Origin of the sequence: Streptomyces rubradiris (assembly GCF_016860525.1) — a bacterium.
Taxonomy (GTDB): domain Bacteria; phylum Actinomycetota; class Actinomycetes; order Streptomycetales; family Streptomycetaceae; genus Streptomyces; species Streptomyces rubradiris.
Genome location: NZ_BNEA01000015.1, coordinates 3,667,187 through 3,694,165, shown reverse-complemented (window position 1 = coordinate 3,694,165; position 26,979 = coordinate 3,667,187). Strand labels below are relative to the sequence as shown.

Here is a 26,979-nt window from a genome sequence, read left to right as displayed (position 1 = left end):
CCGCGCGGGAAGGCTGTGGAGCGGCGTGATGCGGCGGTGCGAGCTGCGCTTCGGACTGCTGGGACCGCCGGTTCTCTACGACCGACCGTCGTACGGAGTCTCGTACGAGCCCTCACCCGGGGCCCCGGACGCCGCCTCGCCCCGGGCCTTTGGTCCCGTGGCTTCCCGCCGTGTCACCGGGAAGGCCGGTGAGTCCGGGGCCGACGTTCCCGCCCGTCACGTCCGTTCCATCGGCAGCCCCAAGGTCCGCGCCCTGCTCGCCGCGCTGCTGCTGGAGCCCGGCCGGGTCGTCTCCGTCGAGGTGCTGAAGGACGCGCTGTGGGGCGGCGCGCCGCCCGTCTCCGCGCGGGCGTCCCTGCACAACCACGTCACCCGGCTGCGCCGGCTCCTGGACGATTCCGAGCGGCTCAGAGCCGTACCGCCGGGCTATGTGCTGCGGGTCGACCACGGCGAACTAGACGTGCACGTCTTCGACGCCCGGGCCGCCGAGGCGCGGGCCGCGCACGCCCGGCGGGACTGGCCGGGCGTGCTGCGGTCCTGCGCCGACGCGCTCGCGCTGTGGCGCGGCACCCCGCTCAGCGGGCTCCCCGCCGACATCGGCGGCTACGCCTTCGTGCAGCGCCTGGAGCAGGCCCGGCTGCTCCTGCTGGAATGGCGGTACGACGCCGAACTCGCCCTCGGCGGCACCCGCCTGTCCGCCCTCGTCCCGGAGTTGACGGCCCTGGCCGCCGAGCATCCGCTGCGCGAGGCGTACCACCGTCAGCTGATGCTCGCCCTGCACCGCACCGGGCGCCAGGCCGAGGCCCTCGCCGTCCACCGCGACCTGCGCGCCCGTCTGGTGGAGGAACTCGGTATCGAACCCGGTCCGGCGGTCCGCGAGGCGCATGTCGAGGTGCTGCGCGACCGCTGTGGGCAGGCGCGTGACGACTTCCGGCCGGAGCCCTGGCCCGGGGAGGAGCCGCGTGTCGCTGACGCCGGTGCGCCGGCCGCCGCCGGGAGGGCCGGTACCGACGACGGCACCGGCTCGGGCACTACTGATGACGATGCCGTCGGCCTCGCGAGCGCCGTTGACGGAACCGCCTCCCCCGCGGACCCGGCCCCACAGCTGTGCCCACGCACCGACTCCGGTCCCACGGACCCCGGTCCCACGGCCACTGGTCCCGCGACCTCCGGTCCCTCGGTCTCCGGTTCCCCGCAGGACGGCGCCGCCCGGCCCGTGCCGCAGACGCCGCCTCCGGCCCAGTTGCCCGCGCCGCCGGCCCACTTCACCGGGCGGGCGGACGTACGGCGCGAGTTGCGCCGGGCGCTGACCGGGCCGCCCGCCTCCGTCCCCGCCGTCGCGGTGATCAGCGGCATGGCCGGGGTCGGCAAAAGCGCCCTGGCCCTGCACGTGGCCCATGAGCTGCGGGAGCTTTTCACCGACGGTCAGCTCTACGTCAATCTGCACGGCGCCACCCCCGGCGTGACCCCGCTCACCGCCGCCCAGGCACTCACCGCGCTCCTGCGCGACCTCGGCGTGGGCCCCCGGAACATCCCCGAACACCCCGACGCCGCGGCCGCGTTGCTCCGTTCGCTGCTCGCCCCCGCGCGCCTCCTGCTGGTGCTGGACGACGCGGCGAACGCGGCCCAGGTCCGGCCCCTGCTGCCGGCCGGGCCCGGTTGCGCGGTGATCGTCACCAGCCGTTCGCCGCTCACCGCACTCGACGGCGCCCGGCGCTTCCCGCTCGCCCCGCTGACCGGCGAGGACAGCGCTGCCCTGCTGCGCGCGGTCAGCGGACGCGCGGGGCTGGACGCGGGCCACCCGCTGGTCGAGCTGACCGGCCGGCTCCCGCTGGCGCTGCGCGTGGTCGCCGCCCGGCTCGCCGCCCGCCGCGCCCTCACCCCGGACGTGCTGGCCGGTCAGCTGGCCGATACCGGCAGCCGGCTGCACCATCTGGAGTACGACGATCTGAGCGTCCGCCGCTCCCTGGCCGTCGCCCACGACGCGCTCGCCGCCGCCGAGCGCGAGGCCGACCGGGACGCCGCCCTCGCCCTGCGCCGCATCGGCGCGCTCGACCTGCCGACATACGGTGCCTCGCTGATCGCCCGTCTCACCGGCACCGACGAGCGGCGCGCCGAGGCCGCGCTGGACCGCCTGGTCGACGTGGCTTTGCTGGAGGAGACGGCGTACGGCCGTTACGCGCCCCACGACCTGGTCCGCGACTTCGCCCGCGAACTGGCGGACGCCGACGCGCGGGCCACCCACGTTCAGTCCGCCGCCCCTGCGCAGTCCGCCACCGTCGCGCAGTCCGCCACCCATACACAGGCCGGCCCCGCGGAGGCCACCCCCGCGCGGACTGATCCGGCGCGGGCCGCCGCCGGGCACGCGATCCCGGAGGCGGGCGAGTCCCGCACCACCGCCCTTCACCATTGGGCCGACCTCGTCGCGCTGCGCTGGTACGCCGCCGTGTCCGAGCGGGCGCTGGAGGCGATCGTGGAACCCGGCATCGACCAGGACGACCGGCGGCGGCCGACCGCGGCGCAGCCGGCCGAGCACGCCACGGACGTGGCCGCCCTCGCGCACTTCGAGTCTGCCGAGCAGGCGTTCGCCTGGGGCGAGACGGAGCTGGAGAACATCGTCGCGCTGGTGGCACGGAACGCGGACACCGACGACCCGCGCACGGCCGCCTGCCTCTCGGTGCTCACACGACTGCTCTCCCCGTACGTGCAGCGCAGCGGCCGGGTCGCCGAGATGGAGGTGCTGGGCCGGGCCGGGCTCGGCGCGGCACGTCGGCTGGGCGACCCGGTGGCCGAGGGGTACGCGCTGTGCGACCTCGCCGCGCTGCACTTCCTGACGGGCCGGCAGAACGACTCCCTCGCCCTCACCGACCAGGCCCTGGAGATCTGGGGGCGGCTGGGCATGGTCTCCCGGATCCGGCGCTGCCTGAACAACCGGGGGCTGCTGCTGGAGGGGCTCGGGCGGTTCGCGGAGTCGGGGGAGACGCTGCGCCTGAGCCTCGCCTACTCGCGGATGCTGAACGACCCCTACGGCGAGGCCGTCACCCGCAGCCACCTCGGCAACCTCTACGAGCACACCGACCCGCGTGCCGCCATCGAGCAGCACCGGCGCTCGCTGGCGATCGGGGACAGGATCGGCGCGGTCATCGTGCGGCACTCGGCGCACTGCAACATCGGCTACGCCCATCTCACCCTCGGCGAACCGGAGTCCGCCGCCCGGCACTTCGAGGAGAGCCTGCGCATCCTGGGCGGCCACGGCGACTGGCACGGCGAGGCCCAGTCCCGGCTCGGTCTGGTCCGCGCGCTGCGGCAACTGGGGCGGACCGAGCGGGCAGCCGAGGAGTGCGCCGAGCTGCTGCGCCGGGCCGACGCCCGCGCCGACCGCTACACGGGCGGACTGGCCCTGCACCAGCACGGGCTGCTGCTGCGTGAGCAGGGGCGGCGGAGGGAGGCCTACGACGCCTGGCGCGCGGCACGCGCGGCACTGGACGGCACGGACGAGCAGGCGGTCCTGGCGGAGCTGCGGGACCTGCTGGGCGACGGTTCCGACGCGTCCGAAGCCGCTGACGCCGCGCACGCTGCTGACACCGCTCATGCCACTGACGCCGCTGTCCGAGCGGGGCCGTCGGGCGGCGGTCCGGGCGCGGTCGGCGGACGGGGCGGGGTCGGCGGACGGGGCGGGGCCCCGGACGGCGGGGGCCTTGGCGGTTCCGGTGAACCGGTTCCGCCGAGCGAGAACCCGGAGACCGGCTGAACGGGACCGAGCCCCCGCCTGCCCGCCCACTGAACTCCGGCCGACCGCCGAGCCCTCACTCGCCGCCGAGCCGGCCACCCGCTGAGCTCCGGCCGACTGCCGAACCCCTGCCCGCCACCGAGCCCTCACTCGCCGCCGAGCCGGCCGCCCGCTGAGCTCCGGCCGACTGCCGAACCCCTGCCCGCCGCCGAGCTCCCACTCGCCGCCGAGCCGGCCGCTCGCTGAGCTCCGGCCGACTGCCGAACCCCTGCCCGCCGCCGAGCCCTCACTCGCCGCCGAGCCGGCCACCCGCTGAGCTCCGGCCGACCGCCGAACCCCCGCCCGCCGCCGAGCCCCCACTCGCCGCCGAGTCGGCCGCCCGCTGAACCCCGCTCGGCCAGTGAGCCCGGACCACCGCCGACGAGCCCCCACGGTCCACCGCATCCCTTCACTTGGCGTCGGCATAGCACTCCACCACCGCCGTCGTGAACGGGAACCGCACCGGGGTGTCGCCGAAGGTCAGCCGGCCGGCCAGGGCGGCGGAGTCGCGGATGGCCCGGACGACCGCCTCGGCCTCCTCCGCGGGGCAGTGCACGATCACCTCGTCGTGCTGGAAGAAGACCAGCTCGGCCGCCATGTCCCACAGCGCCCGGCGCAGCGCGGCGAGCAGCAGCAGGGCCCAGTCGGCGGCGCTGCCCTGAACGACGAAGTTGCGCGCGAAGCGGCCCCGCGCGCGGGTGTCGGCCGAGGCGTATCCGGGGACCCAGCCGGACTGGCCCTCGCTCTCCTCCTCGCCGCCCGGGATGCCCGCCTCCTCCGCGGTGTCCTCGCCCGACCCGGCGGCCGGCGGGCAGGTGCGGCCCAGCCAGGTGCGCACCAGCCGGCCCTCCTCGCCCGCGCGGGCGGCCTCGTCGACGTAGGCGACGGCCTTCGGGAAGCGGCGGCGGAGCGCGGCGAGGTTCTTCAGGCCGTCGCCGGAGGTCTGGCCGTAGACCGCGCCGAGCACGGCGAGCTTGGCCTGCGCGCGGTCGCCGGAGAAGGCGCGGTCGGAGACGGACTGGTAGAGGTCGCCGTCGCGGCCGGCCACCTCCATCAGGCCGGGGTCGCGGGAGATCGCGGCGAGTACGCGCGGCTCCATCTGGTCGGCGTCGGCCACCACCAGCCGCCAGCCGGGGTCGGCGACCACGGCCCGCCGGACCACCTTGGGGATCTGCAGACCGCCCCCGCCGTTCGTCACCCAGCGGCCGGTGACCGTGCCGCCGGCCAGGAACTCGGGGCGGAAGCGGCCGTCGCGCACCCAGTCCTGGAGCCAGGACCAGCCGTGTGCCACCCAGATGCGGTACAGCCTCTTGTACTCCAGCAGGGGGGCGACGGCCGGGTGGTCGACGGACTGGATCTCCCAGCGGCGGGTGGACCTCACCTTGATCCCGGCCTGCGCGAAGGCCTTGACCACATCGGCGGGCAGGTCCGGCCGCACCCGGCGGCCGAAGGCCGCGGACACCTCGTCGGCCAGCTCGGCGAGGCGGCGCGGCTCGCCGCCGCCCGCGTACCGCTCGCCGAGCAGTTCGTGCAGCAGTGCGCGGTGCACCTCGGCGCGCCACGGCAGGCCGGAGCGGTTCATCTCGGCGGCCACCAGCATGCCGGCCGACTCGGCGGCGGTCAGCAGCCGCATCCGGTCCGGGTGGGCGGCCTTCTGGTGGCGGCGCTGCTGCTCGGCGTAGACCGCGAGCAGGTCCGGCAGGGGCAGAGGGGCGCCGGCGGGTTCGAACAGCGGGGACTGGGCGCCCGGTTCGGCCGCGCGCTGCGGCGGATCGGGCGGGACGGGGCCGCCGCGGAGGCGGGCCAGGGCGGCGGCGGCCGAGCGTGGCTCGCCGTACCGGCCCTCGTGGCCCAGCAGGAGTGTCTCGGCGTCCTCGATGTCGTAGCACCGCTCCACTCGCACCCCCGTGGCGAGCAGACGCGGATAGACCTCGGCGGTCGACCGCCACACCCAGCGCGTCACCTCCGGGCGGCTCCGCACCGCCCCGGCGGGATCGCTCTCCCGCCGCACCGGTCCGGCGGGCAGCCCGTCCGGGCCGAGGGGGGCGACGTCCACGCCTCCGTCCTCGGCCGGTGCGAGCGCCCACCGGTCCGTCATGTCCGCGAGTGTGGCAGGCGGGTCTGACAATCGACCGTGATCTCGGGCTTGACCTGCGGATCTACCCCTGCGAGCCGCCCGCTTCCGGGGTGTTCTCCAGCAGCAGTGCCAGCATCTTGTGCAGTTCCTCCTCGGTGGCCGGCTTGGTGATGCCCAGGCCGCTGAGGACGCCCTGGCCGTTCTCGTGCTCCAGCAGGGCCAACAGGATGTGCTCGGTGCCGATGTAGTTGTGGCCGAGCCGGAGGGCCTCGCGGAAGGTGAGTTCCAGGACCTTCTTGGAGTCGGGGGCGTAGGGGACGAGGTCGGGGACGTCGTCCGCGGCCGGCGGCAGCGCGGCGGTCGCGGCCTGGCGTACGGCGTCCAGGAGCACGCCCTGGGAGGTGATCGCCTTCGCGGCCAGGCCCCCGGGCTCGGACAGCAGGCCGAGGACCAGGTGCTCGGAGCGGATCTCGGTGTTGCGGGCGGCCAGCGCCTCGTTGTGCGCGGCCGTGACCACGTTGCGCGCGCGGGGGGTGTAGCGGCTGAAGCCCTGGCTGGGGTCGAGGTCGGTGGACTCCTTGGGCACGAACCGCTTCTGCGCCGCCTGCCGGGTGACGCCCATGCTGTGGCCGATGTCGGTCCAGGACGCGCCCGAGCGGCGGGCCTGGTCGACGAAGTGCCCGATCAGGTGATCGGCCACGTCACCGAGGTGATCGGCGGCGATCACCGCGTCCTCAAGCTGGTCGAGGGGTTCGGGGTGGGCATTTTTGATGGCCTCGATGAGGTCGTCGAGGCGCACGGAAGACGTGATCTTCTGATTGGTCGCCATGTCGTCAACCGTAGGTTGCGCCCTCTGGGGTGTCAACCGGTGGTTGACATGTGGTTCCGTCTGACTGCTTGGGTGTGGCCGGCCGTATCGCGAGTCCGGCGAACACCGTCCCGCTGAAGCAGTCCAGGCCGCGCGCCACCCGTCGACTGCGCCGCGGCAGCGCGGCGAGCCCGCCGGAGAGCAGCCCGACCGAGCCGTCCACCAGGAGTCCCATCGCCGTGATCGTGCGGCCCGGCAGGAGGAACTGCTCCTGTACGTGGCCCAGGGCGGGGGTCACGGACTGGGGCAGGAAGGAGACGTTGAAGAGGATCACCTTCGGGTTGAGGAGGTTGGTGACGGCTCCCCGCCAGAAGGCCCGCCGCCGCGCCGGCCCCGCCTTCGGGCCCGCTCCCTCGTCCGGCGCCGGCCCGGCCCCGGCCGGCTCGCCGTCGCCCCGGAACGCCCTGACCGCGAACGTGTCGATCATGCGGCCACGCTCGGCACCGGCCCGCGCGCGGGGGCGGGATTCCGGAAGGTGAGACAGTGGCCCGGGGTCACTCCCGCCCGGCCGGGCGGGAGTGGCGGCATCGGGCGTGCGGGCGCCGTACGGGCGCAGGAGCCGTACGGCGTCACGCCCACCGGTCCGGACTCTCGTACGGCGTCACGCCCCTGCGTAGGAGCCGTAGGACTCCTCAGGCGTGCTGGGGCCTACCGCCGAGCCGGCCCCGAGGTCCGCCTCCGCCCGCAGCAGCTCGGCGGGCACCGCGTCGTCGGCGTCGACCAGCCGGACGGTCACGTACGGGAGTTGTCCACAGCCTGTGGACAGCCGCCCCCGCCTGTCGGTGGCGCGTGGCACGATCGGGTCTGTGACCAGTACTGCCAGCACCGTCGAGCGGGCCTTCCGGGCCGCTCTCTACGACGACACCGACACCGGGCTCGACACGGGCGCCTCCCTGCTCGCCGCCGATCCGGAGGCCGACGCCGAACTCGCGCGGCGCGGTGAGGAGTTCGTGGCGGCGGCCTGGAGACGCGGCTGGCAGCCCGCCGATGTCGTACGACTGGTGCGGCGCGAGCTGGAGGACCCGCACGTCCACCTGACCGCCTCGCTCATCCGGGCGCAGGCCGGGCGGGACCGTCCGCGCGGGCGCCGCTGGGCCGATCAGCTGGCCGCGCTGCCCGCCGGCCCCGACCGTGCCACGGACCGCTTCTCGCACGCCACCACCGTCCTGGAGCTGTACCGCCTGCTGCTGCGCCTGCCCGCCCTGGAGCCGCTGGACGACGAGCCCCGGCGCGCCCCCGGCCCGGCCGCGTCCCGGATGCTCACCCGCATCCGCGCGCTGCTCGCCAAGGCCGAGGCCACCGGGTATCCCGAGGAGGCGGAGGCGCTCAGCGCCAAGGCGCAGGAGCTGATGGCCCGGCACAGCGTCGACGAGGCGCTGCTCGCCGCCGAGGCACCCGCGCCGGACGCGCCCGGCGCCTGCCGGATCGGCGTCGAGCCGCCGTACGAACAGGCCAAGGCCGTCCTGCTGGACGCGGTGGCCACGGCCAACCACTGCCGCGCGGTGTGGAACGAACCGCTCGGCTTCTCCACGGTCGTCGGCTTCGAGGCGGACCTGGAGGCCGTCGAGCTGCTCTACACCTCGCTGCTGGTGCAGGCCACGCACGCCATGACCAGGGCCGAGGCGGCCCAGCGGGCCGGCGGGCGCAAGCGGACCAAGACCTTCCGGCAGTCGTTCCTCGCGGCCTACGCGCACCGCGTGGGCGACCGGCTCGCGGCCGCCGCGGAGACCCAGGTGCCCCAGGACCTGCTGCCGGTGCTGGCCACGCGCGCGATAGCCGTCACCGGCCGGCTGGAAACCATGTTCCCGCAGACCACGACGACCCGGCTCAGGGGCGTCAGCGACGCGGCCGGCTGGACCGAGGGCGCACGCGCGGCGGACCAGGCCCAGGTCAGGGCCCGGCCGCGACTGGAGTGAGCCTCGCTGCCGAAGCGCGTCTTACCTGTCCCCGGCCTCAGTCGCCGACCTGCTGGAAGGCGCTCACCGAGGCGTCCGGCCCGCTCCCGTCGGCCTTCCCGGCGACCGGGCCGTACTTCCACGGGAAGCTGCGGCCGGTGTCCGTACCGGGCAGGGTGATCTTCACGGTCTTCGCCGCGAGGGAGTTCTCGGCGCCGTCCTTGCCGCGTACGTAAGTGAGGGAGAAGGACGCGGAGTCGCCCTTGGCCAGCTTCAGCTTCTGCGCCTTCGCGCCCTTGAGCGTGGGCACGGTGGCGTCGCTGCCGCCGCCGCTCAGCACGACGCCCGGGAAGTGGTCCAGGGTGCAGGGCGCGCTCTGGTTGGTGAGGCTGACCGGGATCTCGCCGGTGTCCCCGGCGGCCGGAGCCACGCTCGCCGAGCCGATCTGCACGGAGACCCCGCCGAACTCGCAGGCCGAGTCGGCGCCGTTCCCCTTCTTTCCGCCACCGTCGTCGCAGGCGGTCAGCAGCAGGGCGGCGGCGAGAGCGGTGACGGTGAGCGGAATGGCGCGCATGGGCGGGTCCCTGTCCTGGTGGTGACGGTGCCCTTGCATCATGGCGCCTGCCCCCGAACCCCGTACGCCCGCCCCTCCGGAACCCGGGCCCCGGCCCCGCGAAGCCCGCGCGGCCGGGGCACCTTCCGGGCACCCCACCGCCCACGGCCACCTCCGTGAGCCCGCGCCCGCGCACCCGCGCGAGCCGCAGGAACGCACCTGACGGCGCGACCAGCCGCGCCCCCGCCGGTCGCGGCCCGCACTGCCGGCAACTGTCGACTGAGCTGCCGCCGGTCGCGGCCCGCCCGCCGAACGGCCCGCTGCCGGTAGCGGACCGCCTTCAACGGCCCGCAGCGGGCCCCGGCCGCCGCCCCCCGACGGCTGCCGACCGACCTCCACCGGTCGCGGCTCGCCCTCCGAAGCGCCCGTGGCCGGGCCCGGTCAACCGCCGCTCACCACGACGACTTGCGAACCCCGGGCAGGAAGCCCTGGTGTGCCAGCGTTCGCAGGTTCACCCGGGACAGGCCGAAGGCGCGCAGGTGGCCGCGCGGGCGGCCGTCGATCCGGTCGCGGTTGCGGACGCGCGTGGCGCTGGCGTCCCTCGGCTGTGCGCGCAGTTCCCGCTGGGCGGCGAGCCGTTCGGCCTCGGGCGTGGAGGGCCGGCGGATGATCTCCTTCAGCTCGGCGCGGCGCTCGGCGTACCGGGCGACGATCTCCCTGCGCCGCTCGTTCTTCGCGATCTTGCTCTTCTTCGCCATCAGACCCGTACCCCCCGGGCGCGGATGCGGGCGACGGCCGCCTCCACACCGATGGCGTCCACCGTCTTGACCCCCTTCGCGCTCAGCCGCAGCCGGACGTACCGGCCCTCGCCGGGCAGCCAGTAGCGCTTGGTCTGGATGTTGGGGTCGAAGCGGCGGGAGGTGCGCCGGTGGGAGTGGGAGACGCGGTTGCCGAAGCCCGGCCGGGCCCCGGTGAGCATGCAGTGCGCGGACATGGTGACGTAGCTCTCCTCGTATCGAGTCAGCAAATGGAATTCATTTTCAGTAAGGTAGCAGCATGCCACGCAACGAGCTGCGCCCGGTCATCAAACTCCGGTCCACCGCCGGGACCGGCTACACCTACGTGACCCGCAAGAACCGCCGCAACGACCCGGACCGTCTGACGCTGCGCAAGTACGACCCCGTCGCCGGCCGGCACGTCGACTTCCGAGAGGAGCGCTGAACCCCCGCCATGCGCAAGGGAATCCACCCCGCCTACGGACCGGTCGTCTTCCGCGACCGCGCCGCCGGCCACGCCTTCCTCACCCGGTCGACGATGACGAGCGACAAGACGGTGGAGTGGGAGGACGGCAACACCTACCCGGTCGTGGACGTCGAGATCTCGAACGTCAGCCACCCCTTCTACACCGGCACCGCGCGCGTGCTGGACACCGCCGGACGCGTCGAGCGCTTCGAGCGCCGGTTCGGGAAGCGGGGCAGGGCGTGAGCCTGGCCGTGGCCGTCGTCGGCGGGCTGCACGCCGCGGCCCGCACGGCGGCCGTCGACCGGCTGCTCGCCGACGTGCCCGGGAGCGTCGTCCTGCACCACGACCTCTCCACGGCCCCCGCCGGCCGGGTCGCGCGGACCGTCCGGGACCGCGACGGCATCGTGTCGCGCGGCGAGACGCCTCTGGTCAACGACTGCGCCTGCTGCGCGCTGCGCGAGGACCTGGTGCCCGAACTGCGGCGGCTGGCCGACGCGGCGACCACCCGGCTGGCGATCGTCGAACTGTGGGACTCGGTCGAGCCGAAGGCGATGGCCGAGGTGATCGCCTCCGGCGGGCTGACCGTCACGTCCGTGATCACGGCCGTGGACCCGGCGCTGGTGCTGCCGTACCTGGGCAACGGCGACGACCTCGCCGAGGCCGGGCTCGCCGCGGCGGCCACCGACCGGCGCACGGTCGCCGACACCTTCGCCCGCCAGCTGGAATACGCCCCCGTGCTCGCCCTGGCCGACTCCCCGGAGGCCGACGACGAGGACATGGAGCTGCTGGCGCAGCTGCACCCGACGGCCCGCCGGGTGCCGATCGACGCGCCCGCCGGGGACGGAGGGCCGCCGGCGCGGCCGCGTTCGACGGCCCGGCCGGTCCCGGGCGGCGCGGACGCCGGGAATCCAGGAGCCGGGGACCCGGGAGCCGGGGACCCGGGTCCGCTCGCCCGGGCCGCCCTCGCCGGCTTCGACGTGGAGGCCGCCGCCGCTGCCCAACACCCGGCCTGCGCACTGCTGCCCCAGGAGGCCGACGACCACGGCGTCTCCACCCTGGTCTGGCACCGCCGCCGGCCCTTCCACCCGGAGCGGCTGTACGCGGCGCTGGAGGACCTGACCTGCGCCGCCGCCCGCAGCCGGGGCCGGTTCTGGCTCGCCGACAAGCCGGACTCGCTGCTGCACTGGGACGCGGCGGGCGGGGCGCTGTGCGTGGAGAGCGCGGGCCCCTGGCTCGCCGCGCTGCCGGACGCGGCCTGGGAACTGGTGCCGCCGGTGCGCCGCGCCGCCGCCGCGCTCGACTGGCACCCCGAGCACGGCGACCGCTGCAACCACCTGGTGTTCACCTCGCCCGGCCTCGACCGCGAGGGACTGACCGGGTTGCTGGAGTCCTGCCTGCTCACCGACGCCGAGTACGCCGCCGGGCGGGAGTCCTGGCGCCGGCTCCCGCCCGCCTTCGACACCCTGCTGGAGGTCTGATGCCCCGCAAGAGCGAACGCCCCTCCGTCCGCAACCGCCCCAACCCCTTGGACGAGGCCGGGATCACCTACATCGACTACAAGGACACCGACCTGCTGCGGAAGTTCATCTCCGACCGCGGCAAGATCCGCAGCCGCCGCGTCACCCCGGTCACCGTCCGCCAGCAGCGGCTGCTCGCGCGGGCCGTGAAGAACGCCCGCGAGATGGCGCTGCTGCCGTACGCCGGCCGCTGAAGCCCCCCGCACAGGCAGGCGCCGCCCTACGCTCCCCCGTAGGGCGGCGCCTGTCTCTTGCCGTGCCGCCGGTGCCGGTCGCGGACCGCCCCGGGGTGCTACGCCGACCGGTACCGGATGATCTCCGTCACGTGTCCCGGCGCCCGCGTCCCGCTGTCGTAGCGGCGCGGCGGCGGGTCTACGCCACCATGCGGAGGCCGTCCCTCCGGTGGACGGACGCCGTTCCGGCCAGTCCGCCGGGCCGACCGGTTGCCGGGCAGGGGAACATGAGCGGTGCGGTACGCGTCTCATCCGGTGCGGGGCGAGGCATGTCCTGCCTGCTCCGGGGCAGTCGGCGGAGCAGCTCTGGTAAAGCACACGTCAAAGGTGTAATCACGGGAGCACTGCTCGTGCACGTGCATCTGCTCATGCATCTGCACGTGAACAGAGTTATGATCCGGGTCAGTTGACCACAGCACCTATGGCCACACCAGCCAGTGCACCACCGGGGAGCGACCTGTGGACCGCGACGTTGACAGCGTGTACGGGGGGTACGACGTGTACAACGGCATGGCTGCCACGCAGCTGGACGGAGTGGCCTGGCAGAAGAGCAGGCACAGCAACTCGCAGGGTTCCTGCGTGGAGTTCGCGCGGCTGCCGGGCGGTGATGTCGCCGTGCGCAACTCGCGCTTCCCGGACGGGCCGGCGCTCGTCTACACGCGCGCGGAGATCGAGGCCATGCTCCTCGGGGTCAAGGACGGCGAGTTCGACCATCTGATCGCGAGCTGACGACCGCCTTCGCCGTCGTGCACGTGCATATGACAATGGCACGCGCGCCCACCTGACGGCCGGCATGCTTGCCCACAGGGCGACCGGCACGCCTGCCCACGCGGCGACCGTCACGCGCGGCCACGTCACACCAGCACGCGCACGCATCGGTGAGCCATGGGTGTACGCGCGTAGAAACCGGGCGTGCGCCCGCGCGGTAACGGGACTCAGCCCGCCGGCTGCATCCGGAACAGCGCCCAGACCACCTTGCCGTGGAGGGTGCCCGCGAGCGGGTGCCAGCCCCAGCTGTCGGCGAAGGAGTCGACGAGGAAGAGGCCGCGGCCCGATTCGGCCGAGAAGTCGTCCGAGTCCCTCGGCGCCGGCGTCTCGTGGCTCGGGTCGCGCACCGCGCACACCAGCCGCTCGCTCCAGCGCATCAGGTGCAGCCGCACGGACGGGAGGCCGTCGGCGGGACAGGGGTCCGTCGGCACGGCGTGGCGCAGGGCGTTGGTGACGAGTTCGGAGACGACGAGGCACACGTCGTCGAAGCGGTCGCCGACGTCCCACCGGCCCAGGGTGTCGCGGGTGAAGCGCCGGGCCTCGCGCACCGCCTCGTAACGGGCGGGGAGGGCGCAGGAGGCGGCATCGGACACGGCCGCGGGATCCAGCGGCGGAAGGCCCTGCCGTAACGGCTTGAGCATGGTCGATCCATTCGTCCCCATGCGAGGCACTCCCGGGAATTCGCGGTCGTTGCGATGCAGCGGTGGCGCGGCACCCATGGTTTCGGATGCGCAGAGCAGATGCAAGGGCAGATGCACGTGCACGCGGCCGAAATGGCACAGCCCGTACCGCTTCTTGGCCATTTTTTCCGCCGACTTCGCCCGGGAAGCCGCCAGAGGTCCGGACCTCTGGCCCGGTCCGGGCACGGTGGAAACGGCCGAGCTCTTTCCGTTTCCGTAACCGTGCGAGTACTGCTCGGAGTGTTTTAGTGGCAGACTTCGGCCCCTGAGAGACGGTTGGGGAGGCTGGCGAAAGTGAGCGCGGGAGAGCCCGGATCGGTGGTGCGGCGGATGCTGCTCGGCTCGCAACTCAGGCGACTGCGGGAAGCGCGGGGGATCACGCGCGAGGCGGCGGGATACTCGATCCGCGCCTCAGAGTCGAAGATCAGCCGGATGGAGCTGGGCCGGGTGAGCTTCAAGACCAGAGACGTCGAGGACCTGCTGACGCTCTACGGCATCACCGACGAAGCGGAGCGCGAGTCGCTGCTGTCCCTCGCCCGGGAGGCCAACGTGGCGGGCTGGTGGCACAGTTACACCGACGTCCTGCCCAGCTGGTTCCCCACCTATGTGGGCCTGGAGGGCGCCGCCTCGCTGATCCGGGTCTACGAGGTGCAGTTCGTGCACGGCCTGCTCCAGACCGAGAGTTACGCCCGCGAGGTGGTCCGGCGCGGCATGAAGGGCGCGAGCGCCGCCGACATCGAGCGCCGGGTCGCCCTGCGCCTGGAGCGGCAGCGGCACCTGCTCTCCGACAACGCCCCGGAACTGCACATCGTTTTGGACGAGGCCGCCCTGCGCCGCCCCTACGGCGACCGGGACGTGATGCGCGGCCAGCTCCAGCACCTGATCGACATCTCCGGGCGGCCCAACGTGCGGCTCCAGGTCATGCCGTTCAGCTTCGGCGGGCACTCCGGCGAGAGCGGCGCCTTCACCATCCTCAGCTTTCCCGAGTCCGACCTGTCCGACGTGGTCTACCTGGAGCAGCTGACCAGCGCCCTGTACCTGGACAAGCGCGAGGACGTCGCCCAGTACGAGCAGGCCCTGAAGGAGCTCCAGCAGGACAGCCCCGGCCCGGACGAGAGCCGGGACCTGCTCCGCGGCCTCCTGCAACTCTCCTGACCCAGGAGGGCTCTCAACTCGCTGTACCCACCAGTACGATGACGTCCTGTCAGACACGGCGTAGATCTGGTGTCCGCTAGCGATTGAGGGATCACATGTCGTCCTACTTCAGCGACCTGGCCCAGCAGTACATCGACGGCGAGTGGCGCCCGGGCACGGGCTCCTGGGACGTCATCGACTTCAACCCCTACAACGACGAGAAGCTGGCCTCGATCACCGTGGCCACCGTCGAGGAGGTGGACCTGGCCTACCGGGCCGCCGCCCGTGCCCAGAAGGAGTGGGCGGAGACCAACCCCTACACCCGGCGGGCCGTGTTCGAGCGCGCGCTGCGGCTGGTGGAGGACCGCGAGCAGGAGATAGCCGACCTGATCATCGCGGAACTGGGCGGCACGCGCGTGAAGGCCGCCTTCGAACTCCACCTCGCCAAGGAGTTCCTGCGCGAGTCGATCCACCTCGCGCTGCGCCCCGAGGGCAGGATCCTGCCCTCCCCGGTCGACGGCAAGGAGAACCGCGTCTACCGGGTGCCGGTCGGCGTCGTCGGTGTGATCAGCCCCTTCAACTTCCCCTTCCTGCTGTCGCTGAAGTCGGTCGCCCCGGCCCTCGCGCTCGGCAACGGCGTGGTGCTCAAGCCGCACCAGAACACCCCGATCGCCGGCGGCACCCTGATCGCGAAGATCTTCGAGGACGCCGGGCTGCCCGGGGGGCTGCTGAACGTCCTGGTGACCGACATCGCCGAGATCGGTGACGCGTTCCTCGAACACCCCGTCCCGAAGGTGATCTCCTTCACCGGCTCCGACAAGGTCGGCCGGCACGTCGCCACCGTCTGCGCCAGGCACTTCAAGCGCTCGGTCCTCGAACTCGGCGGCAACAGCGCCCTGGTGGTGCTGGACGACGCCGACATCGACTACGCGGTGGACGCGGCGGTCTTCAGCCGCTTCGTGCACCAGGGCCAGGTCTGCATGGCCGCCAACCGGGTCCTGGTGGACCGCTCCGTCCAGGAGGAGTTCACCGAGAAGTTCGTCGCCAAGGTCAGGAGCCTGAAGACCGGCGACCCGCGCGACCCGCAGACCGTGATCGGCCCGATGATCAACTCCGCGCAGGCCGCCGCGATCTCCGGGACCGTCGAGCAGGCGATCGCCGAGGGCGCCACCGCCCTGGTGCACGGCGGCACGACGAACAACCTGGTCGAGCCGAGCGTGCTGACCGGTGTCCCGGCCGAGTCCCCGCTGCTCCAGCAGGAGGTCTTCGGCCCGGTCGTCTTCCTCATCCCGTTCGACGGCGAGGAGGACGCGGTGCGGATCGTCAACGGCACCCCGTACGGCCTGAGCGGCGCCGTCCACACCGGGGACATCGAGCGCGGTGTGGCCTTCGCCAAGCGGATCGACACCGGCATGTTCCACGTGAACGACGGCACCGTCCACGACGAACCGATCGTGCCCTTCGGCGGGGAGAAGCACTCCGGGGTCGGCCGCCTCAACGGCGAGACCACGATGGAGGCGTTCACCACCGTCAAGTGGATCTCGATCCAGCACGGCCGCAGCGGATTCCCGTTCTAGCCGCGGCACCTGTCCCGCCCGGGGCCATTGCGGTCAGGATCCGACCGCAATGGCCCCTAGCGTCTCTCCCGTCGGGGTGACCGCCCCGGCGGACGGCCAGACGAGAGGCGGCGGGCCATGGTCACGCACGTGCCGGCGGAGGACAAGGGCGACGAGCGGGGAGCGCTGCTCGCGTTCATCGAGGAACAGCGCGGCGGGATCCGCAGGGCGCTGCTCGGGCTGACCGAGGAGCAGGCCCGCAGCCGCCCGAGCGCGAGCGAGCTGTCCCTGGGCGGCCTGCTCAAGCACGTCGTCGAGGTGGAGCAGGGCTGGGTGGCCCGGGCGCGGCAGGAGCCGCCCGCCGTGCAGCGCGACGCCTCCGACTGGCACGAGACGTTCCGGCTGACGGACGGCGAGACGGTCGCCGCGCAGCTGGCGTACTGGGAGCGGGTGGCCGCCGGGACGGAGGAGCTGATCCGCTCCGCGCCCAGCCTGGACGACACCTTCCCGCTGCCGCCCGACCCGTGGTTCCCGCCCGAGGGCCGCGTCTCGCTGCGCTGGCTGTGCCTGCACCTGATCCGCGAGACGGCCCGGCACGCCGGCCACGCCGACATCATCCGCGAGTCGCTGGACGGCAGGACCGCGTTCGAGCTGGTGGCCCGGGAACAGGGCGGCTCTCCGGCCTGAGCGCGGGTCCTAACCTGGACCCCATGTCAGCGATCCGTCTCCTCGTGCTGGGCGCGGTCCGCCAGCACGGCCGGGCCCACGGCTACCAGGTGCGCAACGACCTGGAGTACTGGGGCGCGCACGAGTGGTCCAACGCCAAGCCCGGCTCGGTCTACCACGCCCTGAAGCAGATGGCCCGGCAGGGACTGCTGCACGCGCACGAGACCGCGCCGTCCACGGCCGGCGGACCGCCGCGCACCGAGTACGAGATCACCGGCCGCGGCGAGGAGGAGTTCTTCCGGCTGCTGCGCGAGTCCCTGGTCTCCTACGACCAGAAGCCCGACGTCCGGTCGGCGGCCATCGGCTTCCTGGTCGAGCTGCCCCGCGCCGAGGCCCTGGAGCTGCTGCGGGAGCGGATCCGCCGGATCGGGCGGTGGCGGGACTCGGTCACCGGGGAGTACCTCCCCGAGGGCGGCCCGCAGCAGCTCGGTCACATCGGCGAGATCATGCGCATGTGGATCCACACGGCCGACTCCGACGCGGCCTGGACCCAGGGCCTGATCGACCGCCTGGAGGCGGGCGCGTACACCTTCGCGGGGGAGGGCGAGCCGTTCGTCGGGGTCCTCGCCGAGGGGCAGGAGAACCCGTACGCGACGGGGGAGCGGCACCCGGAGGACGACCGCTGAGCGGCTCCGGCCCCGGGGCCGGAGCGACCGGCTTGCACCTCACGCGACGTGAGGCCCCAGGGTGGACGGCGTACCGACCGAAGGAGCGGAAGAAGTGAGCCACCCTGTGGGACAGGACCGGTCACCGGGCGGGGTCTACTCCGTGGGGCAGGTCGCCGGTTTCGCCGGGATCACGGTGCGCACCCTGCACCACTACGACGAGATCGGATTGCTCGTGCCCGGCGCGCGCACCCACGCCGGGCACCGGCGCTACACCGACGCCGATCTCGACCGGCTCCAGCAGATCCTGTTCTACCGGGAGCTCGGCTTCCCGCTCGACGAGGTCGCGGCCCTGCTCGACGACCCGGACGCGGACCCGCGCGCGCACCTGCGCCGCCAGCACGACCTGCTGACCGCCCGGATCGAGAAGCTCCAGCAGATGGCCGCGGCCGTGGAGCACGCCATGGAGGCACGCAGGATGGGCGTCAACCTGACCCCGGAGGAGAAGTTCGAGGTCTTCGGCGACTTCGACCCCGACGAGCACGCGGACGAGGTGGAGCGGCGCTGGGGGCACACCGAGGCCTACCGGCAGTCGCAGCACCGGACCGCCGCCTACACCAAGGAGGACTGGAAGCGGCTCACCGCCGAGCTGGACGCGATCCACGGCCGGATGGCCGGCCTGCTCGCCGAGGGCGTGCCCGCGGACTCGGAAGCGGCCATGGAGGTCGCCGAGGAGCACCGCCGGTTCATCACGGGCGCGTACTACGACTGCGGGCACGAGCTGCACGCGTGCCTCGGCGAGATGTACGTCACCGACGAGCGGTTCACCGCCACGTACGAGGCCGTCCGTCCCGGTCTGGCCCGTTATCTGCGGGACGCGATCGTGGCGAACACGGCCCGGCACACCGCGTCCTGAGTGGTGCCGGCCCGGGAGCGCGCGGAGTTCGCTCCCGGGCCCGACCCCAGAAGTCCCCTGCGTCACAGCTTTCTCAGGGGTCTCGCACAGGGCATCCTGGTGCCACCGGTGGAACCTGGGGCGGTCACGTCGCGTTGATAGCTTTGTGCGGCCGCACTTGGACGCCGTAGCCGCCCTCACCCCCTCAGGAGCCCGGACCCGTGATGACACTCGCCCTAGGCCCGAGCTGGCTCGATCCCGACTACCTGCTGAACACCTACAGCATCTGGGGCCTGCTGCTCATCGTCTTCGCCGAGTCCGGCCTGCTCATCGGCTTCTTCCTGCCGGGTGACTCGCTGCTGTTCACCTGCGGCCTGCTGATCACCTCCGGCGAGCTGGACTTCCCGCTGTGGGGGGCGATCGCCCTGATCTGCCTTGCCGCGATCCTGGGCGACCAGGCGGGCTACATGTTCGGCAAGAAGGTCGGCCCGTCCCTGTTCAACCGCCCGGACTCCCGCCTGTTCAAGCAGGAGAACGTCACCAAGGCGCACGAGTTCTTCGAGAAGTACGGCCCGAAGTCCCTGGTCCTGGCCCGTTTCGTGCCGATCGTGCGCACGTTCACGCCGATCATCGCGGGCGTCAGCGGCATGCGGTACCGCTCGTTCCTGATCTTCAATGTCATCGGTGGCGTCCTGTGGGGGGCCGGCGTCACCCTGCTCGGCTCCTGGCTCGGCAACATCGAGTTCGTCAAGACCAACATCGAGGCGATCCTCATCCTGATCGTCCTCATCTCGGTGATCCCGATCGCGATCGAGTTCCTGCGCGCCCGCGGCAAGCAGAAGAAGGCAGCCCAGTCCCGGCCGCAGCCCCAGCCGGTGCCGGCCCAGCAGCCCGCCTACCAGCAGCCCCAGCCGTCGTACCGGCAGCAGCCCCCGGTGATGGACGACGCCACGACCCAGCTGCGGCGCGTCCAGCCGGAGCAGCCGCACTACGAGGAGCAGCGGTACGAGCAGCCCGGTTACCAGCAGCCGCAGCAGCCCCAGCAGCAGGACTGGAACCGGCAGCAGGGCTACGACCAGTACTACGACGGGCAGCAGCAGTACCAGCAGCCGTACCAGCCGCAGCAGTACCCGCAGCAGCAGAACTGGGACCAGCAGCAGGGCTACGACCAGCACCGCAGCTACGACCAGCAGCGGTACGACGAGAACGGTTACCCGTACGACCAGCGCCGCCAGTAGCCCCCGGGGCCCCGGGCCGTACGGCGCTCAGAATCCCCTGGTCCGCTTCGCCGCCCGGCGCTTGCCGGCGGAGCCGATGCGCAGGAACATCCGGGAGATCTCCGACCCCAGGTTGACCCCGATGGCGATGGCCATGGCCAGCGACACGGCCTTGGCCAGCGACACCAGCCCCTTGTCGATGTCGTTCTGCGCTATGGACAGCAGCCCGAAGTAGGTCGCGGAACCGGGCAGCAGCGGCCCGATCGCGGCTGTGGTGTACGGCAGCGCGGAGGCGAACCGGTAACGGGCCAGCAACTGCCCGAACAGGCCCACCAGGCCCGCCGCGACCGCCGTGGAGGCCACCGGTGAGATGTCGCCGGCGTAGTGCATCGCGCCGTACACCGACCAGGCGACGCCTCCGTTCAGGGTCACCCAGAGCACGGTGGAACGTTCCTGCTGGAGCAGGACGGCGAACGTCAGGGACAGCAGCATCGAGGCCGCGATCTGGAGCAGTGGCTCCTCCGAGACCCTCAGCGCGGCCTCCGGGTCCAGCTTGCCGCCGATCTTCACGCCGAAGTACAGGACGGTCAGCACCCCGGCGACGATGCCGACGAAGAAGTACATGACCTCCAGCAGCCGCGCGGAGGCGGTGATGTAGAAGCCGGTCAGCCCGTCCTGCACCCCCGCGACCAGCGCCCGCCCCGGCAGCAGCGCGAACAGCCCACCGGTGATCACCGCCGAGCCCTGCACGTCCACGTGGGCCAGGGTCAGCGCCACCCCGATCGCCGCGGGCGGCATCGCGGCCACCGTGAACTGGTAGAACTCCGGCAGCCCGCGCCCCGCGCACAGCCACGCCAGCCGGTCGCCGAGCATGGCGCCGACGGCCGCCGCGAGGAACACGACCGGGTCGCCCCTGCCCGCCACCAGCAGAGAGGCCGCACCGGCCAGCAGCCCGCCGGCCAGGGTCAGCGCCCAGCCGGGGTAGGGGTGCCGGTTGCGGCGGATCTCCGCCAGGCGCCGGTAGGCCTCCTCCAGGGAGACCTCGGTCTCCGGGTCGCTGAGGTCGTCCACGAGGTGGAAGACGGCCGCCAGCCGGGTGTAGTCGGTGCCCCGCCGCCGTACCGTCCTGGACGCCGTCACCGGGTCCTCCACCAGCGACGGCTGGTGCGAGATCGACAGCAGCGTGAAGGTGACGTTCGGCTCGCACCGGTCCAGGCCGTAGGACCGGCACACCGCGAACATCGCGGCCTCCACGTCCTCCGCGCCCTCGCCGCCGGCCAGCAGCAGCTCGCCGATGCGCAGGGTCAGGTCCAGCACGCGCGGGACGGCGGGGCCGCCCTCCTCCTCGCGCTGCACCGGCTCCGGGGCCGGCCGCTCGGTCACCGGCATGCGCAGCATCGTGCGCATCCGGTCCTGCCAGGGCGCGTCCTTGATCAGGCTGACCAGCGGCACCCCGGTCGCGGGCGTGAACGCGGCCGGCGCTTCCTTGGCGCTGTAGGTGCGCGGCGGCGTGAACGCCGAACCCTCCGGCTCGGCACCGGGCGGCTGCGGTGTCTGTAGCCCCTCCGGCACCGCGAACTCGGAGGTCGTCTCGCTCTCACCGCCGGTCTTCGGGACGTCGAGACCCTCGGGGATGGCGAACTCGGAGGTGATCTCCGGGTCGTACCGAGCCTCGTCCGACCGGGGCTTGCGGTCCTCCGCCTCCGTCACTTCGCACCGCTCCCTGCACCACACCTCGCGTAGCCCTCAGTATGCGCACACGTACCCCGATGGGGCGCATGCGTGCACACATGCGAACGGGCCGCACGCCTGCGCGTGCGGCCCGTCAACGGAGCGGGGGTCAGTGACCGCCCTGCTCCTTGAAGCGCTTGTAGGACCGCTCGATCTCCGCCTCGGCGTCCGTCCGGCCCACCCAGTTGGCGCCCTCGACCGACTTGCCGGGCTCCAGGTCCTTGTACACCTCGAAGAAGTGCTGGATCTCCAGGCGGTCGAACTCCGACACGTGGTGGATGTCACGCAGGTGCTCCACACGCGGGTCGGTGGCCGGGACGCACAGCAGCTTGTCGTCGCCGCCCGCCTCGTCCGTCATCCGGAACATGCCGATCGCACGGCAGCGGATCAGGCAGCCCGGGAAGGTCGGCTCGTCCAGGATGACCAGCGCGTCCAGCGGGTCGCCGTCCTCGCCGAGGGTGTTCTCGACAAAGCCGTAGTCGGTCGGGTAGGCGGTCGAGGTGAAGAGGCGACGGTCCAGGCGGATCCGGCCGGTCTCGTGGTCCACCTCGTACTTGTTCCGCGAACCCTTCGGGATCTCGATCGTGACGTCGAACTCCACCGGTGGCTCCTCCATGATCAGCACATAGTTCTGGTGGTTAAGTGTCCCTCACGCAGGTGTGTGATCGCGAAAGGGGCTGGTGGTCGTGCCAGAGCTGGGGCCTTGGCGAGCCGCGGGACCGCGGGTGGCGCGGCTCGCGAACGCCGTCCGACCGAGTCTCACGCGCGCCGTGACGGCCGTGCGGCCGCCGCTCGCGCGGCTGTCGCGGGCCGTGCGGACCGGCCCTGTGCACCTCCCCCGTCTCCCCCGTCCGCGTACCGTCCGGACCTGGCAGTACACCGCGGGCGCCGCCACCGCCGGCCTGGCACTGGCCGCCGGTGTGGTGACCGCGGCCGGACCCTGGGACGCCTCGGGTCAGCGTACGGCCGAGCGGGACCGCGCCGCCGCCCTGGAGCGTGCGGGTGGCGCAGATCACGGCCGCCCCGGTGCGCCGCCCCGGCCCGCGCCGAGCGCCGGACCCGTCCTCGCGGGCCTGGGCGGCGTCACGGGCGCCGTGGGCACCAAACGGACCGCGCCGGACGCGCAGGCCGTCTCCGACGCCCTGGAGCCCTTCCTGGACGCCCCCGCGCTCGGCGACAGCCACGCGGCGGCCGTCGTGGACGCCACGACCGGCGAACGCCTCTACGACACCGACGCCGGCAAGGCCCTCGTCCCCGCCTCCACCACCAAGCTCGCCACCGCCGTCGCCGCCCTGTCCGCCCTCGGCCCGGACCACCGCCTCACCACCCGCGCCGCCCTGGAACCCGACACCCGGGAACTCGTCCTGGTCGGCGGCGGCGACCCCACCCTCACCGCGCGCGCCCGCGGCGGCGGCTGGGCGAGCCTGCGGACGCTGGCCGCGGACACCGCGAAGGCCCTGCGCGAGCGCGGCATCCGCGAGATCACCCTGTCCTACGACACCACCCTGTTCACCGGCCCCGCCCTGCACCCCATCGGCGTCAACGACAACCTCGCCCCGGTCAGCGCCCTGGCCGCCGACGAGGGCCGCACCGACGACTCCACCAGCGGCCCGGCGATCCGCGTGGGCGACCCGGCGGCGGACGCGGCGGCCCGGTTCGCGGGCTTCCTGAAGCAGGCCGGCATCACGACCACGCCCCCCGGCCCGTCCAAGGCCGGCACGCGCGCGCAGACCCTCGCCCAGGTCTCCTCGCCCCCGCTGTCCGCCCTGGTCGAGCGGATGCTGACCAACAGCGACAACGACATCGCCGAGGCCCTGGCCCGGCACACGGCCCTGGCCGGCGGGCGTCCGGCGAGTTTCGCCGGCGGCGGCGAGGCCATCGCCACGCAACTGCGGGGGCTGGGCCTGCCGGTGGCGGGCGCCGTCTTCCGCGACGGCAGCGGCCTGGACCGCGCCGACCGGCTCACCGCCGACCTGCTGACCGGTCTCCTGGTCCGGGCGGCCGACCCGGACCGCCCCGGCCTGCGCCCGGTCCTCACCGGCCTGCCGGTGGCCGGCTTCACCGGCACCCTGAGCAATCGTTTCGCCGACGGCGCGTCCGGCGTCGTACGCGCCAAGACCGGCACCCTGACCGGCGTGAACGCCCTCGCCGGCACGGTCGTGGACGACACCGGCCACCTCCTCGCCTTCGCCTTCCTGGCCTCCGGCACCACGGACCCCACGCGGGCCCAGTCGACCCTGGACGAGGCGGCGACGGCACTGGCGAGGTGAGCACCGCCACCGGGTCCCATGGCGACTCCCCCGGCCCCTGCCGACCCGCCACGGCCTGCCCCAAGCGGCGGCGAGCACGTACGGTTGACAACATGACTGGCTTCGGTGGCACCGCATCTCCCGGGATGGTCGACTGGAACCTCGCGGTGGCGACCGCGACACGGCTCGCACGCCCCGGCCCCGACGTCAGCCGCGACGAGGCCAGGGCCGTCGTCGCGGAGCTGCGCCGGCACGCCAAGGCCTCGGAGGAACACGTCCGTGGCTTCACCCGGATGGGAACGGAGGAGACCCACGACACCCCCGTCCTCGTGGTCGACCGCCCCGGCTGGGTCCGCGCCAACGTCGCGGGCTTCCGGGAGATCCTCAAACCGCTGCTGGAGAAGATGCAGGAACGGCGCGGCGGCGGCCCGGGCGGCGCCGTCCTGGGCGCCGTCGGCGGCAAGGTCACCGGCGTGGAGCTGGGCATGCTCCTGTCGTTCCTGTCCTCCCGGGTCCTCGGCCAGTACGAGACCTTCGCCCCCGCCGGCCGCGACCTGCCGGCCGGCTCGAACGGCGGCGGCCGGCTGCTGCTGGTGGCGCCCAACATCGTCCACGTGGAGCGCGAACTCGACGTCGAGCCGCACGACTTCCGCCTGTGGGTGTGCCTGCACGAGGAGACCCACCGCACCCAGTTCACCGCCGTGCCCTGGCTGCGCGACCACCTGGAGGGCGAGATCCAGTCGTTCCTCGCGGAGACCGACGTCGACCCGATGACCTTCCTGGAGCGCATCCGGGACGCCGCCCAGTCCCTGGCCGGCGGACGTCCCGAGGGCGAGGAGGAGGACGGCGGGCGCTCCTTCGTGGAGCTGGTGCAGACCCCGGCCCAGCGGGAGATCCTCGGGCGGCTCACCGCCGTGATGTCGCTGCTGGAGGGTCACGCCGACTACGTCATGGACGGCGTCGGCCCCAGCGTCGTGCCGAGCGTCGCCGAGATCCGCGAGAAGTTCCAGCAGCGCCGTGCCAAGGGCGCCTCCCGCCTGGACGCCGCCCTGCGCAAGCTGCTGGGCCTGGATGCCAAACTGAGGCAGTACCGCGACGGCGAACGGTTCGTGCGAGCCGTCGTGGAACAGGTGGGTACCGACGGCTTCAACCGCGTGTGGACCTCGCCCAACACCCTTCCGACCAAGGCGGAGATCGCCAAACCGGCGGACTGGGTCGCGCGGGTGCACGGCAGGGCCGAGGGGTGAACGGCGCGGCGGAGTCGTGAAGGGAGTCCGGCCGACGGCAGGCGAACGCCCCTCCAATCACCCGTCCGAGGGACCGTATGCCATGCGTAGGCGTGCGATGCTCGGGGAACACCCCGGTTCTGTCACCATCTACACACTCTGAGTGACCGAACCGGGCTCGCCCCCCGGAAAACTTCATGAAGGGAACCGGACATGGGTCCCCATCCTGCGGTCGCGGCGATACGCCTGGCGGTCCGCCGCGTCCTCCACGACATTCTGAACGACCAGACCTCCCGCGCCCCCGCGGGCCCGACGGCCGAGCGGCTCCCCTCCCCGCTCGTCCTCGTCGCGTGCTCCGGCGGCGCCGACTCCATGGCCCTCGCCTCCGCCCTCGCCTTCGAGGCCCCCAAGCTCGGCGTCCGCGCCGGCGGGGTCACCGTCGACCACGGCCTCCAGCCCGGCTCCGACCTCCGCGCCGAGGAGGTCGTCGTGCGGCTGCGCGAGCTGCGCCTCGACCCGGTGGAGTCCGTCGCGGTGACCGTCGGCCGCGAGGGCGGCCCCGAGGCCGCCGCCCGGGACGCCCGCTACGCCGCCCTGGACGCCGCCGCCGAACGCCACGGCGCGACCGCGATCCTGCTCGGCCACACCCGCGACGACCAGGCCGAAACCGTCCTGCTGGGGCTCGCCCGCGGCTCCGGCATCCGCTCCCTGTCCGGCATGGCCGCGGTCTCGGGGGCCGGCGGCCGTTACCGGCGGCCCTTCCTGCACCTGGACCGGCAGACCGCCCGCAAGGCCTGCATGGTGCAGTCCCTGCCGGTGTGGGACGACCCGCACAACGCCGACCCGGCCTACACCCGCTCCCGGCTCAGGCACGAGGGGCTGCCCGCCCTGGAGAAGGCCCTCGGCAAGGGCGTGGTGGAGGCGCTGGCCCGCACCGCCCAGCTCTCCCGCGACGACGCCGACGCCCTGGACACCTGGGCCAGGCAGGCCGAGGCATCCGTACGGGACGCGGCCGGCCTGCTGGAGTGCGCCAAGCTGTACGCCCTGCCGCCCGCCGTACGCCGCCGGATCCTGCGCCGCGCGGCCATCGAGGCGGGAGCCCCGGCCGGTGCGCTGTTCGCCCGCCACATCGAGGAAGTCGACCGCCTGATCACCGGCTGGCGCGGCCAGGGAGCCATCAACCTCCCCGGCAAAGTCGTCGCCCAGCGGCAGGGTGGCAGACTGGTGATTCGGCAAGGCTGACGACCGGCCCCCGCGGAGTGCCCACACCCGGTGCCCTCCGGCGGGCCGGGCGGCCCCGGGGGCCGTACACGCGGCCCCAGCCGGTGGCCGCGCACGCGGCCGTAAGTGCGGGACGACCGAAAGTGATGCGGGTGGACGCGAAAGACATGGGTGCCGACCTCCAGCGGGTGCTCATCACCAAGGAAGAGATCGACGCGAAGCTGGCCGAGCTGGCCGCGAAGATCGACGCGGAGTACGAGGGCAAGGACCTGCTCATCGTCGGCGTCCTCAAGGGCGCGGTGATGGTCATGGCGGACCTCGCCCGAGCGCTGTCCACCCCCGTCACCATGGACTGGATGGCCGTGTCCTCCTACGGCGCGGGCACCCAGTCCTCCGGTGTGGTCCGCATCCTCAAGGACCTCGACACCGACATCAAGGGGCGGCACGTCCTGATCGTCGAGGACATCATCGACTCCGGCCTGACCCTGTCCTGGCTGATCAACAACCTCGGCTCGCGCGAGCCCGCCTCCCTGAAGGTGTGCACGCTGCTGCGCAAGCCGGAGGCCGCCAAGGTCGCCATCGACGTCGAGTGGGTCGGCTTCGACATCCCGAACGAGTTCGTCGTCGGCTACGGCCTCGACTACGCCGAGAAGTACCGCAACCTGCCGTTCGTGGGTACGCTCGCGCCTCACGTCTACGGCGGCTGAGCCACTCGGCCCAAGCCCTGTAGGACGATCGGGAACCCCAGCGGGTTCCGCGCCGTTGAAGCAAGCGGAGACGGGTTTTCCCAGCCGTCGAATCGGCTCCGTGCGGCTTC

27 protein-coding genes are annotated in these 26,979 nt (G+C 73.2%); 17 read left to right on the top strand and 10 right to left on the bottom strand.

Translation table 11 applies throughout. The features are described from left to right. Window positions 1-28: 28 nt before the first annotated feature. On the top strand, window positions 29-3,751 hold the full coding sequence (locus tag Srubr_RS29575; RefSeq protein WP_229926877.1) for an AfsR/SARP family transcriptional regulator: 3,723 nt from the start codon (window positions 29-31) through the stop codon (window positions 3,749-3,751). Window positions 3,752-4,178: 427 nt separating this feature from the next. On the opposite strand, the gene Srubr_RS29570 is transcribed toward Srubr_RS29575, so the two are convergent. The 4 genes from Srubr_RS29570 to Srubr_RS41475 all read right to left on the bottom strand — a co-directional run bounded on the left by Srubr_RS29570 (window position 4,179) and on the right by Srubr_RS41475 (window position 7,450). Continuing rightward, the gene (locus tag Srubr_RS29570) at window positions 4,179-5,867 is read right to left on the bottom strand and encodes a bifunctional 3'-5' exonuclease/DNA polymerase (RefSeq protein WP_189997874.1); all 1,689 of its coding nucleotides are present in this window, start codon (window positions 5,865-5,867) and stop codon (window positions 4,179-4,181) included. Between the two features lie 61 nt (window positions 5,868-5,928). Then, window positions 5,929-6,675: a Clp protease N-terminal domain-containing protein gene (locus Srubr_RS29565; protein ID WP_189997873.1), complete on the bottom strand. Its 747-nt coding sequence runs from the start codon at window positions 6,673-6,675 to the stop codon at window positions 5,929-5,931. Window positions 6,676-6,679: 4 nt separating this feature from the next. Beyond that, window positions 6,680-7,141, bottom strand: coding sequence for a LysE family translocator (locus Srubr_RS29560; RefSeq protein WP_189997872.1), 462 nt, complete (start codon window positions 7,139-7,141; stop codon window positions 6,680-6,682). 174 nt (window positions 7,142-7,315) lie between these two features. Then, the gene (locus tag Srubr_RS41475; RefSeq protein WP_268257600.1) at window positions 7,316-7,450 is read right to left on the bottom strand and encodes a hypothetical protein; all 135 of its coding nucleotides are present in this window, start codon (window positions 7,448-7,450) and stop codon (window positions 7,316-7,318) included. A gap of 70 nt (window positions 7,451-7,520) precedes the next feature. Here Srubr_RS41475 and Srubr_RS29555 point away from each other — a divergent pair, with 70 nt between their 5' ends. Continuing rightward, window positions 7,521-8,630: a DUF2786 domain-containing protein gene (locus Srubr_RS29555; RefSeq protein WP_189997871.1), complete on the top strand. Its 1,110-nt coding sequence runs from the start codon at window positions 7,521-7,523 to the stop codon at window positions 8,628-8,630. Between the two features lie 37 nt (window positions 8,631-8,667). On the opposite strand, the gene Srubr_RS29550 is transcribed toward Srubr_RS29555, so the two are convergent. The 3 genes from Srubr_RS29550 to rpmB all read right to left on the bottom strand — a co-directional run bounded on the left by Srubr_RS29550 (window position 8,668) and on the right by rpmB (window position 10,156). Further along, complete coding sequence (locus tag Srubr_RS29550) at window positions 8,668-9,183, bottom strand: DUF4232 domain-containing protein (RefSeq protein ID WP_189997870.1); 516 nt, start codon at window positions 9,181-9,183, stop codon at window positions 8,668-8,670. A gap of 431 nt (window positions 9,184-9,614) precedes the next feature. After that, on the bottom strand, window positions 9,615-9,920 hold the full coding sequence (rpsN, locus tag Srubr_RS29545; RefSeq protein WP_189997869.1) for a 30S ribosomal protein S14: 306 nt from the start codon (window positions 9,918-9,920) through the stop codon (window positions 9,615-9,617). Beyond that, a complete protein-coding gene (rpmB, locus tag Srubr_RS29540) occupies window positions 9,920-10,156 on the bottom strand; it encodes a 50S ribosomal protein L28 (RefSeq protein ID WP_189997928.1) in 237 nt (78 codons plus the stop codon). Before rpmB ends, rpsN begins: the two co-directional genes overlap by 1 nt. A 62-nt stretch (window positions 10,157-10,218) precedes the next feature. Here rpmB and rpmG point away from each other — a divergent pair, with 62 nt between their 5' ends. The 5 genes from rpmG to Srubr_RS29515 all read left to right on the top strand — a co-directional run bounded on the left by rpmG (window position 10,219) and on the right by Srubr_RS29515 (window position 12,883). Further along, complete coding sequence (rpmG, locus tag Srubr_RS29535) at window positions 10,219-10,383, top strand: 50S ribosomal protein L33 (protein WP_030606219.1); 165 nt, start codon at window positions 10,219-10,221, stop codon at window positions 10,381-10,383. A 9-nt stretch (window positions 10,384-10,392) separates the two neighbouring features. Next, window positions 10,393-10,647, top strand: coding sequence for a type B 50S ribosomal protein L31 (locus tag Srubr_RS29530; RefSeq protein WP_189997868.1), 255 nt, complete (start codon window positions 10,393-10,395; stop codon window positions 10,645-10,647). Further along, on the top strand, window positions 10,644-11,882 hold the full coding sequence (locus tag Srubr_RS29525) for a CobW family GTP-binding protein (protein WP_189997867.1): 1,239 nt from the start codon (window positions 10,644-10,646) through the stop codon (window positions 11,880-11,882). The genes Srubr_RS29530 and Srubr_RS29525 overlap by 4 nt, the downstream gene beginning before the upstream one ends. Then, window positions 11,882-12,115 (top strand): 30S ribosomal protein S18, encoded by a 234-nt coding sequence (gene rpsR / locus Srubr_RS29520; RefSeq protein ID WP_189997866.1) that lies wholly within the window; start codon window positions 11,882-11,884, stop codon window positions 12,113-12,115. Before Srubr_RS29525 ends, rpsR begins: the two co-directional genes overlap by 1 nt. Before the next feature lie 498 nt (window positions 12,116-12,613). Continuing rightward, window positions 12,614-12,883: a DUF397 domain-containing protein gene (locus Srubr_RS29515; protein WP_189997865.1), complete on the top strand. Its 270-nt coding sequence runs from the start codon at window positions 12,614-12,616 to the stop codon at window positions 12,881-12,883. A 206-nt stretch (window positions 12,884-13,089) separates the two neighbouring features. On the opposite strand, the gene Srubr_RS29510 is transcribed toward Srubr_RS29515, so the two are convergent. Next, window positions 13,090-13,563, bottom strand: coding sequence for an ATP-binding protein (locus tag Srubr_RS29510; RefSeq protein ID WP_229926876.1), 474 nt, complete (start codon window positions 13,561-13,563; stop codon window positions 13,090-13,092). 369 nt (window positions 13,564-13,932) lie between these two features. On the opposite strand from Srubr_RS29510, the gene Srubr_RS29505 reads away from it, so the two are divergent. The 6 genes from Srubr_RS29505 to Srubr_RS29480 all read left to right on the top strand — a co-directional run bounded on the left by Srubr_RS29505 (window position 13,933) and on the right by Srubr_RS29480 (window position 19,756). Then, window positions 13,933-14,757 carry a helix-turn-helix domain-containing protein gene (locus tag Srubr_RS29505; protein WP_189997927.1) on the top strand — a complete coding sequence of 275 codons (825 nt, stop codon included), beginning with the start codon at window positions 13,933-13,935 and terminating at the stop codon, window positions 14,755-14,757. Between the two features lie 95 nt (window positions 14,758-14,852). After that, complete coding sequence (locus Srubr_RS29500) at window positions 14,853-16,313, top strand: aldehyde dehydrogenase family protein (RefSeq protein ID WP_189997863.1); 1,461 nt, start codon at window positions 14,853-14,855, stop codon at window positions 16,311-16,313. Between the two features lie 117 nt (window positions 16,314-16,430). Next, window positions 16,431-16,979, top strand: a complete 549-nt coding sequence (locus Srubr_RS29495; RefSeq protein WP_189997862.1) for a DinB family protein — start codon at window positions 16,431-16,433, stop codon at window positions 16,977-16,979. Between the two features lie 23 nt (window positions 16,980-17,002). Continuing rightward, the gene (locus Srubr_RS29490) at window positions 17,003-17,644 is read left to right on the top strand and encodes a PadR family transcriptional regulator (RefSeq protein WP_189997861.1); all 642 of its coding nucleotides are present in this window, start codon (window positions 17,003-17,005) and stop codon (window positions 17,642-17,644) included. Between the two features lie 94 nt (window positions 17,645-17,738). After that, entirely contained in the window at window positions 17,739-18,539 is an 801-nt protein-coding gene (locus Srubr_RS29485; RefSeq protein ID WP_229926875.1) for a MerR family transcriptional regulator, read from the top strand. Window positions 18,540-18,739: 200 nt separating this feature from the next. Further along, on the top strand, window positions 18,740-19,756 hold the full coding sequence (locus tag Srubr_RS29480; protein ID WP_189997860.1) for a DedA family protein: 1,017 nt from the start codon (window positions 18,740-18,742) through the stop codon (window positions 19,754-19,756). Window positions 19,757-19,783: 27 nt separating this feature from the next. On the opposite strand, the gene Srubr_RS29475 is transcribed toward Srubr_RS29480, so the two are convergent. Both Srubr_RS29475 and Srubr_RS29470 read right to left on the bottom strand, forming a co-directional pair. Then, on the bottom strand, window positions 19,784-21,445 hold the full coding sequence (locus Srubr_RS29475; RefSeq protein ID WP_189997859.1) for a threonine/serine exporter family protein: 1,662 nt from the start codon (window positions 21,443-21,445) through the stop codon (window positions 19,784-19,786). A gap of 130 nt (window positions 21,446-21,575) precedes the next feature. Next, a complete protein-coding gene (locus Srubr_RS29470) occupies window positions 21,576-22,067 on the bottom strand; it encodes an inorganic diphosphatase (RefSeq protein WP_029381130.1) in 492 nt (163 codons plus the stop codon). 79 nt (window positions 22,068-22,146) lie between these two features. Here Srubr_RS29470 and dacB point away from each other — a divergent pair, with 79 nt between their 5' ends. From dacB to hpt, 4 genes are all read left to right on the top strand, one after another. Next, window positions 22,147-23,736, top strand: a complete 1,590-nt coding sequence (gene dacB / locus Srubr_RS29465) for a D-alanyl-D-alanine carboxypeptidase/D-alanyl-D-alanine endopeptidase (RefSeq protein ID WP_189997858.1) — start codon at window positions 22,147-22,149, stop codon at window positions 23,734-23,736. A 92-nt stretch (window positions 23,737-23,828) separates the two neighbouring features. Next, entirely contained in the window at window positions 23,829-24,962 is a 1,134-nt protein-coding gene (locus tag Srubr_RS29460) for a zinc-dependent metalloprotease (protein WP_189997857.1), read from the top strand. 192 nt (window positions 24,963-25,154) lie between these two features. After that, entirely contained in the window at window positions 25,155-26,183 is a 1,029-nt protein-coding gene (tilS, locus tag Srubr_RS29455; protein WP_189997856.1) for a tRNA lysidine(34) synthetase TilS, read from the top strand. Between the two features lie 125 nt (window positions 26,184-26,308). After that, window positions 26,309-26,869, top strand: coding sequence for a hypoxanthine phosphoribosyltransferase (gene hpt / locus Srubr_RS29450; RefSeq protein WP_189997855.1), 561 nt, complete (start codon window positions 26,309-26,311; stop codon window positions 26,867-26,869). Window positions 26,870-26,979: the final 110 nt, after the last annotated feature.

Bases quoted from the DNA above. Each gene is read 5' to 3' on its own strand.
- Srubr_RS29575 (WP_229926877.1), top strand. From the start codon at position 29: ATGCGGCGGTGCGAGCTGCGCTTCGGACTGCTGGGACCGCCGGTTCTC.
- Srubr_RS29570 (WP_189997874.1), bottom strand. From the start codon at position 5,867: ATGACGGACCGGTGGGCGCTCGCACCGGCCGAGGACGGAGGCGTGGAC.
- Srubr_RS29565 (WP_189997873.1), bottom strand. From the start codon at position 6,675: ATGGCGACCAATCAGAAGATCACGTCTTCCGTGCGCCTCGACGACCTC.
- Srubr_RS29560 (WP_189997872.1), bottom strand. From the start codon at position 7,141: ATGATCGACACGTTCGCGGTCAGGGCGTTCCGGGGCGACGGCGAGCCG.
- Srubr_RS29550 (WP_189997870.1), bottom strand. From the start codon at position 9,183: ATGCGCGCCATTCCGCTCACCGTCACCGCTCTCGCCGCCGCCCTGCTG.
- rpsN (WP_189997869.1), bottom strand. From the start codon at position 9,920: ATGGCGAAGAAGAGCAAGATCGCGAAGAACGAGCGGCGCAGGGAGATC.
- rpmB (WP_189997928.1), bottom strand. From the start codon at position 10,156: ATGTCCGCGCACTGCATGCTCACCGGGGCCCGGCCGGGCTTCGGCAAC.
- rpmG (WP_030606219.1), top strand. From the start codon at position 10,219: ATGCCACGCAACGAGCTGCGCCCGGTCATCAAACTCCGGTCCACCGCC.
- Srubr_RS29530 (WP_189997868.1), top strand. From the start codon at position 10,393: ATGCGCAAGGGAATCCACCCCGCCTACGGACCGGTCGTCTTCCGCGAC.
- rpsR (WP_189997866.1), top strand. From the start codon at position 11,882: ATGCCCCGCAAGAGCGAACGCCCCTCCGTCCGCAACCGCCCCAACCCC.
- Srubr_RS29510 (WP_229926876.1), bottom strand. From the start codon at position 13,563: ATGCTCAAGCCGTTACGGCAGGGCCTTCCGCCGCTGGATCCCGCGGCC.
- Srubr_RS29505 (WP_189997927.1), top strand. From the start codon at position 13,933: ATGCTGCTCGGCTCGCAACTCAGGCGACTGCGGGAAGCGCGGGGGATC.
- Srubr_RS29500 (WP_189997863.1), top strand. From the start codon at position 14,853: ATGTCGTCCTACTTCAGCGACCTGGCCCAGCAGTACATCGACGGCGAG.
- Srubr_RS29495 (WP_189997862.1), top strand. From the start codon at position 16,431: ATGGTCACGCACGTGCCGGCGGAGGACAAGGGCGACGAGCGGGGAGCG.
- Srubr_RS29490 (WP_189997861.1), top strand. From the start codon at position 17,003: ATGTCAGCGATCCGTCTCCTCGTGCTGGGCGCGGTCCGCCAGCACGGC.
- Srubr_RS29460 (WP_189997857.1), top strand. From the start codon at position 23,829: ATGACTGGCTTCGGTGGCACCGCATCTCCCGGGATGGTCGACTGGAAC.
- tilS (WP_189997856.1), top strand. From the start codon at position 25,155: ATGGGTCCCCATCCTGCGGTCGCGGCGATACGCCTGGCGGTCCGCCGC.
- hpt (WP_189997855.1), top strand. From the start codon at position 26,309: ATGCGGGTGGACGCGAAAGACATGGGTGCCGACCTCCAGCGGGTGCTC.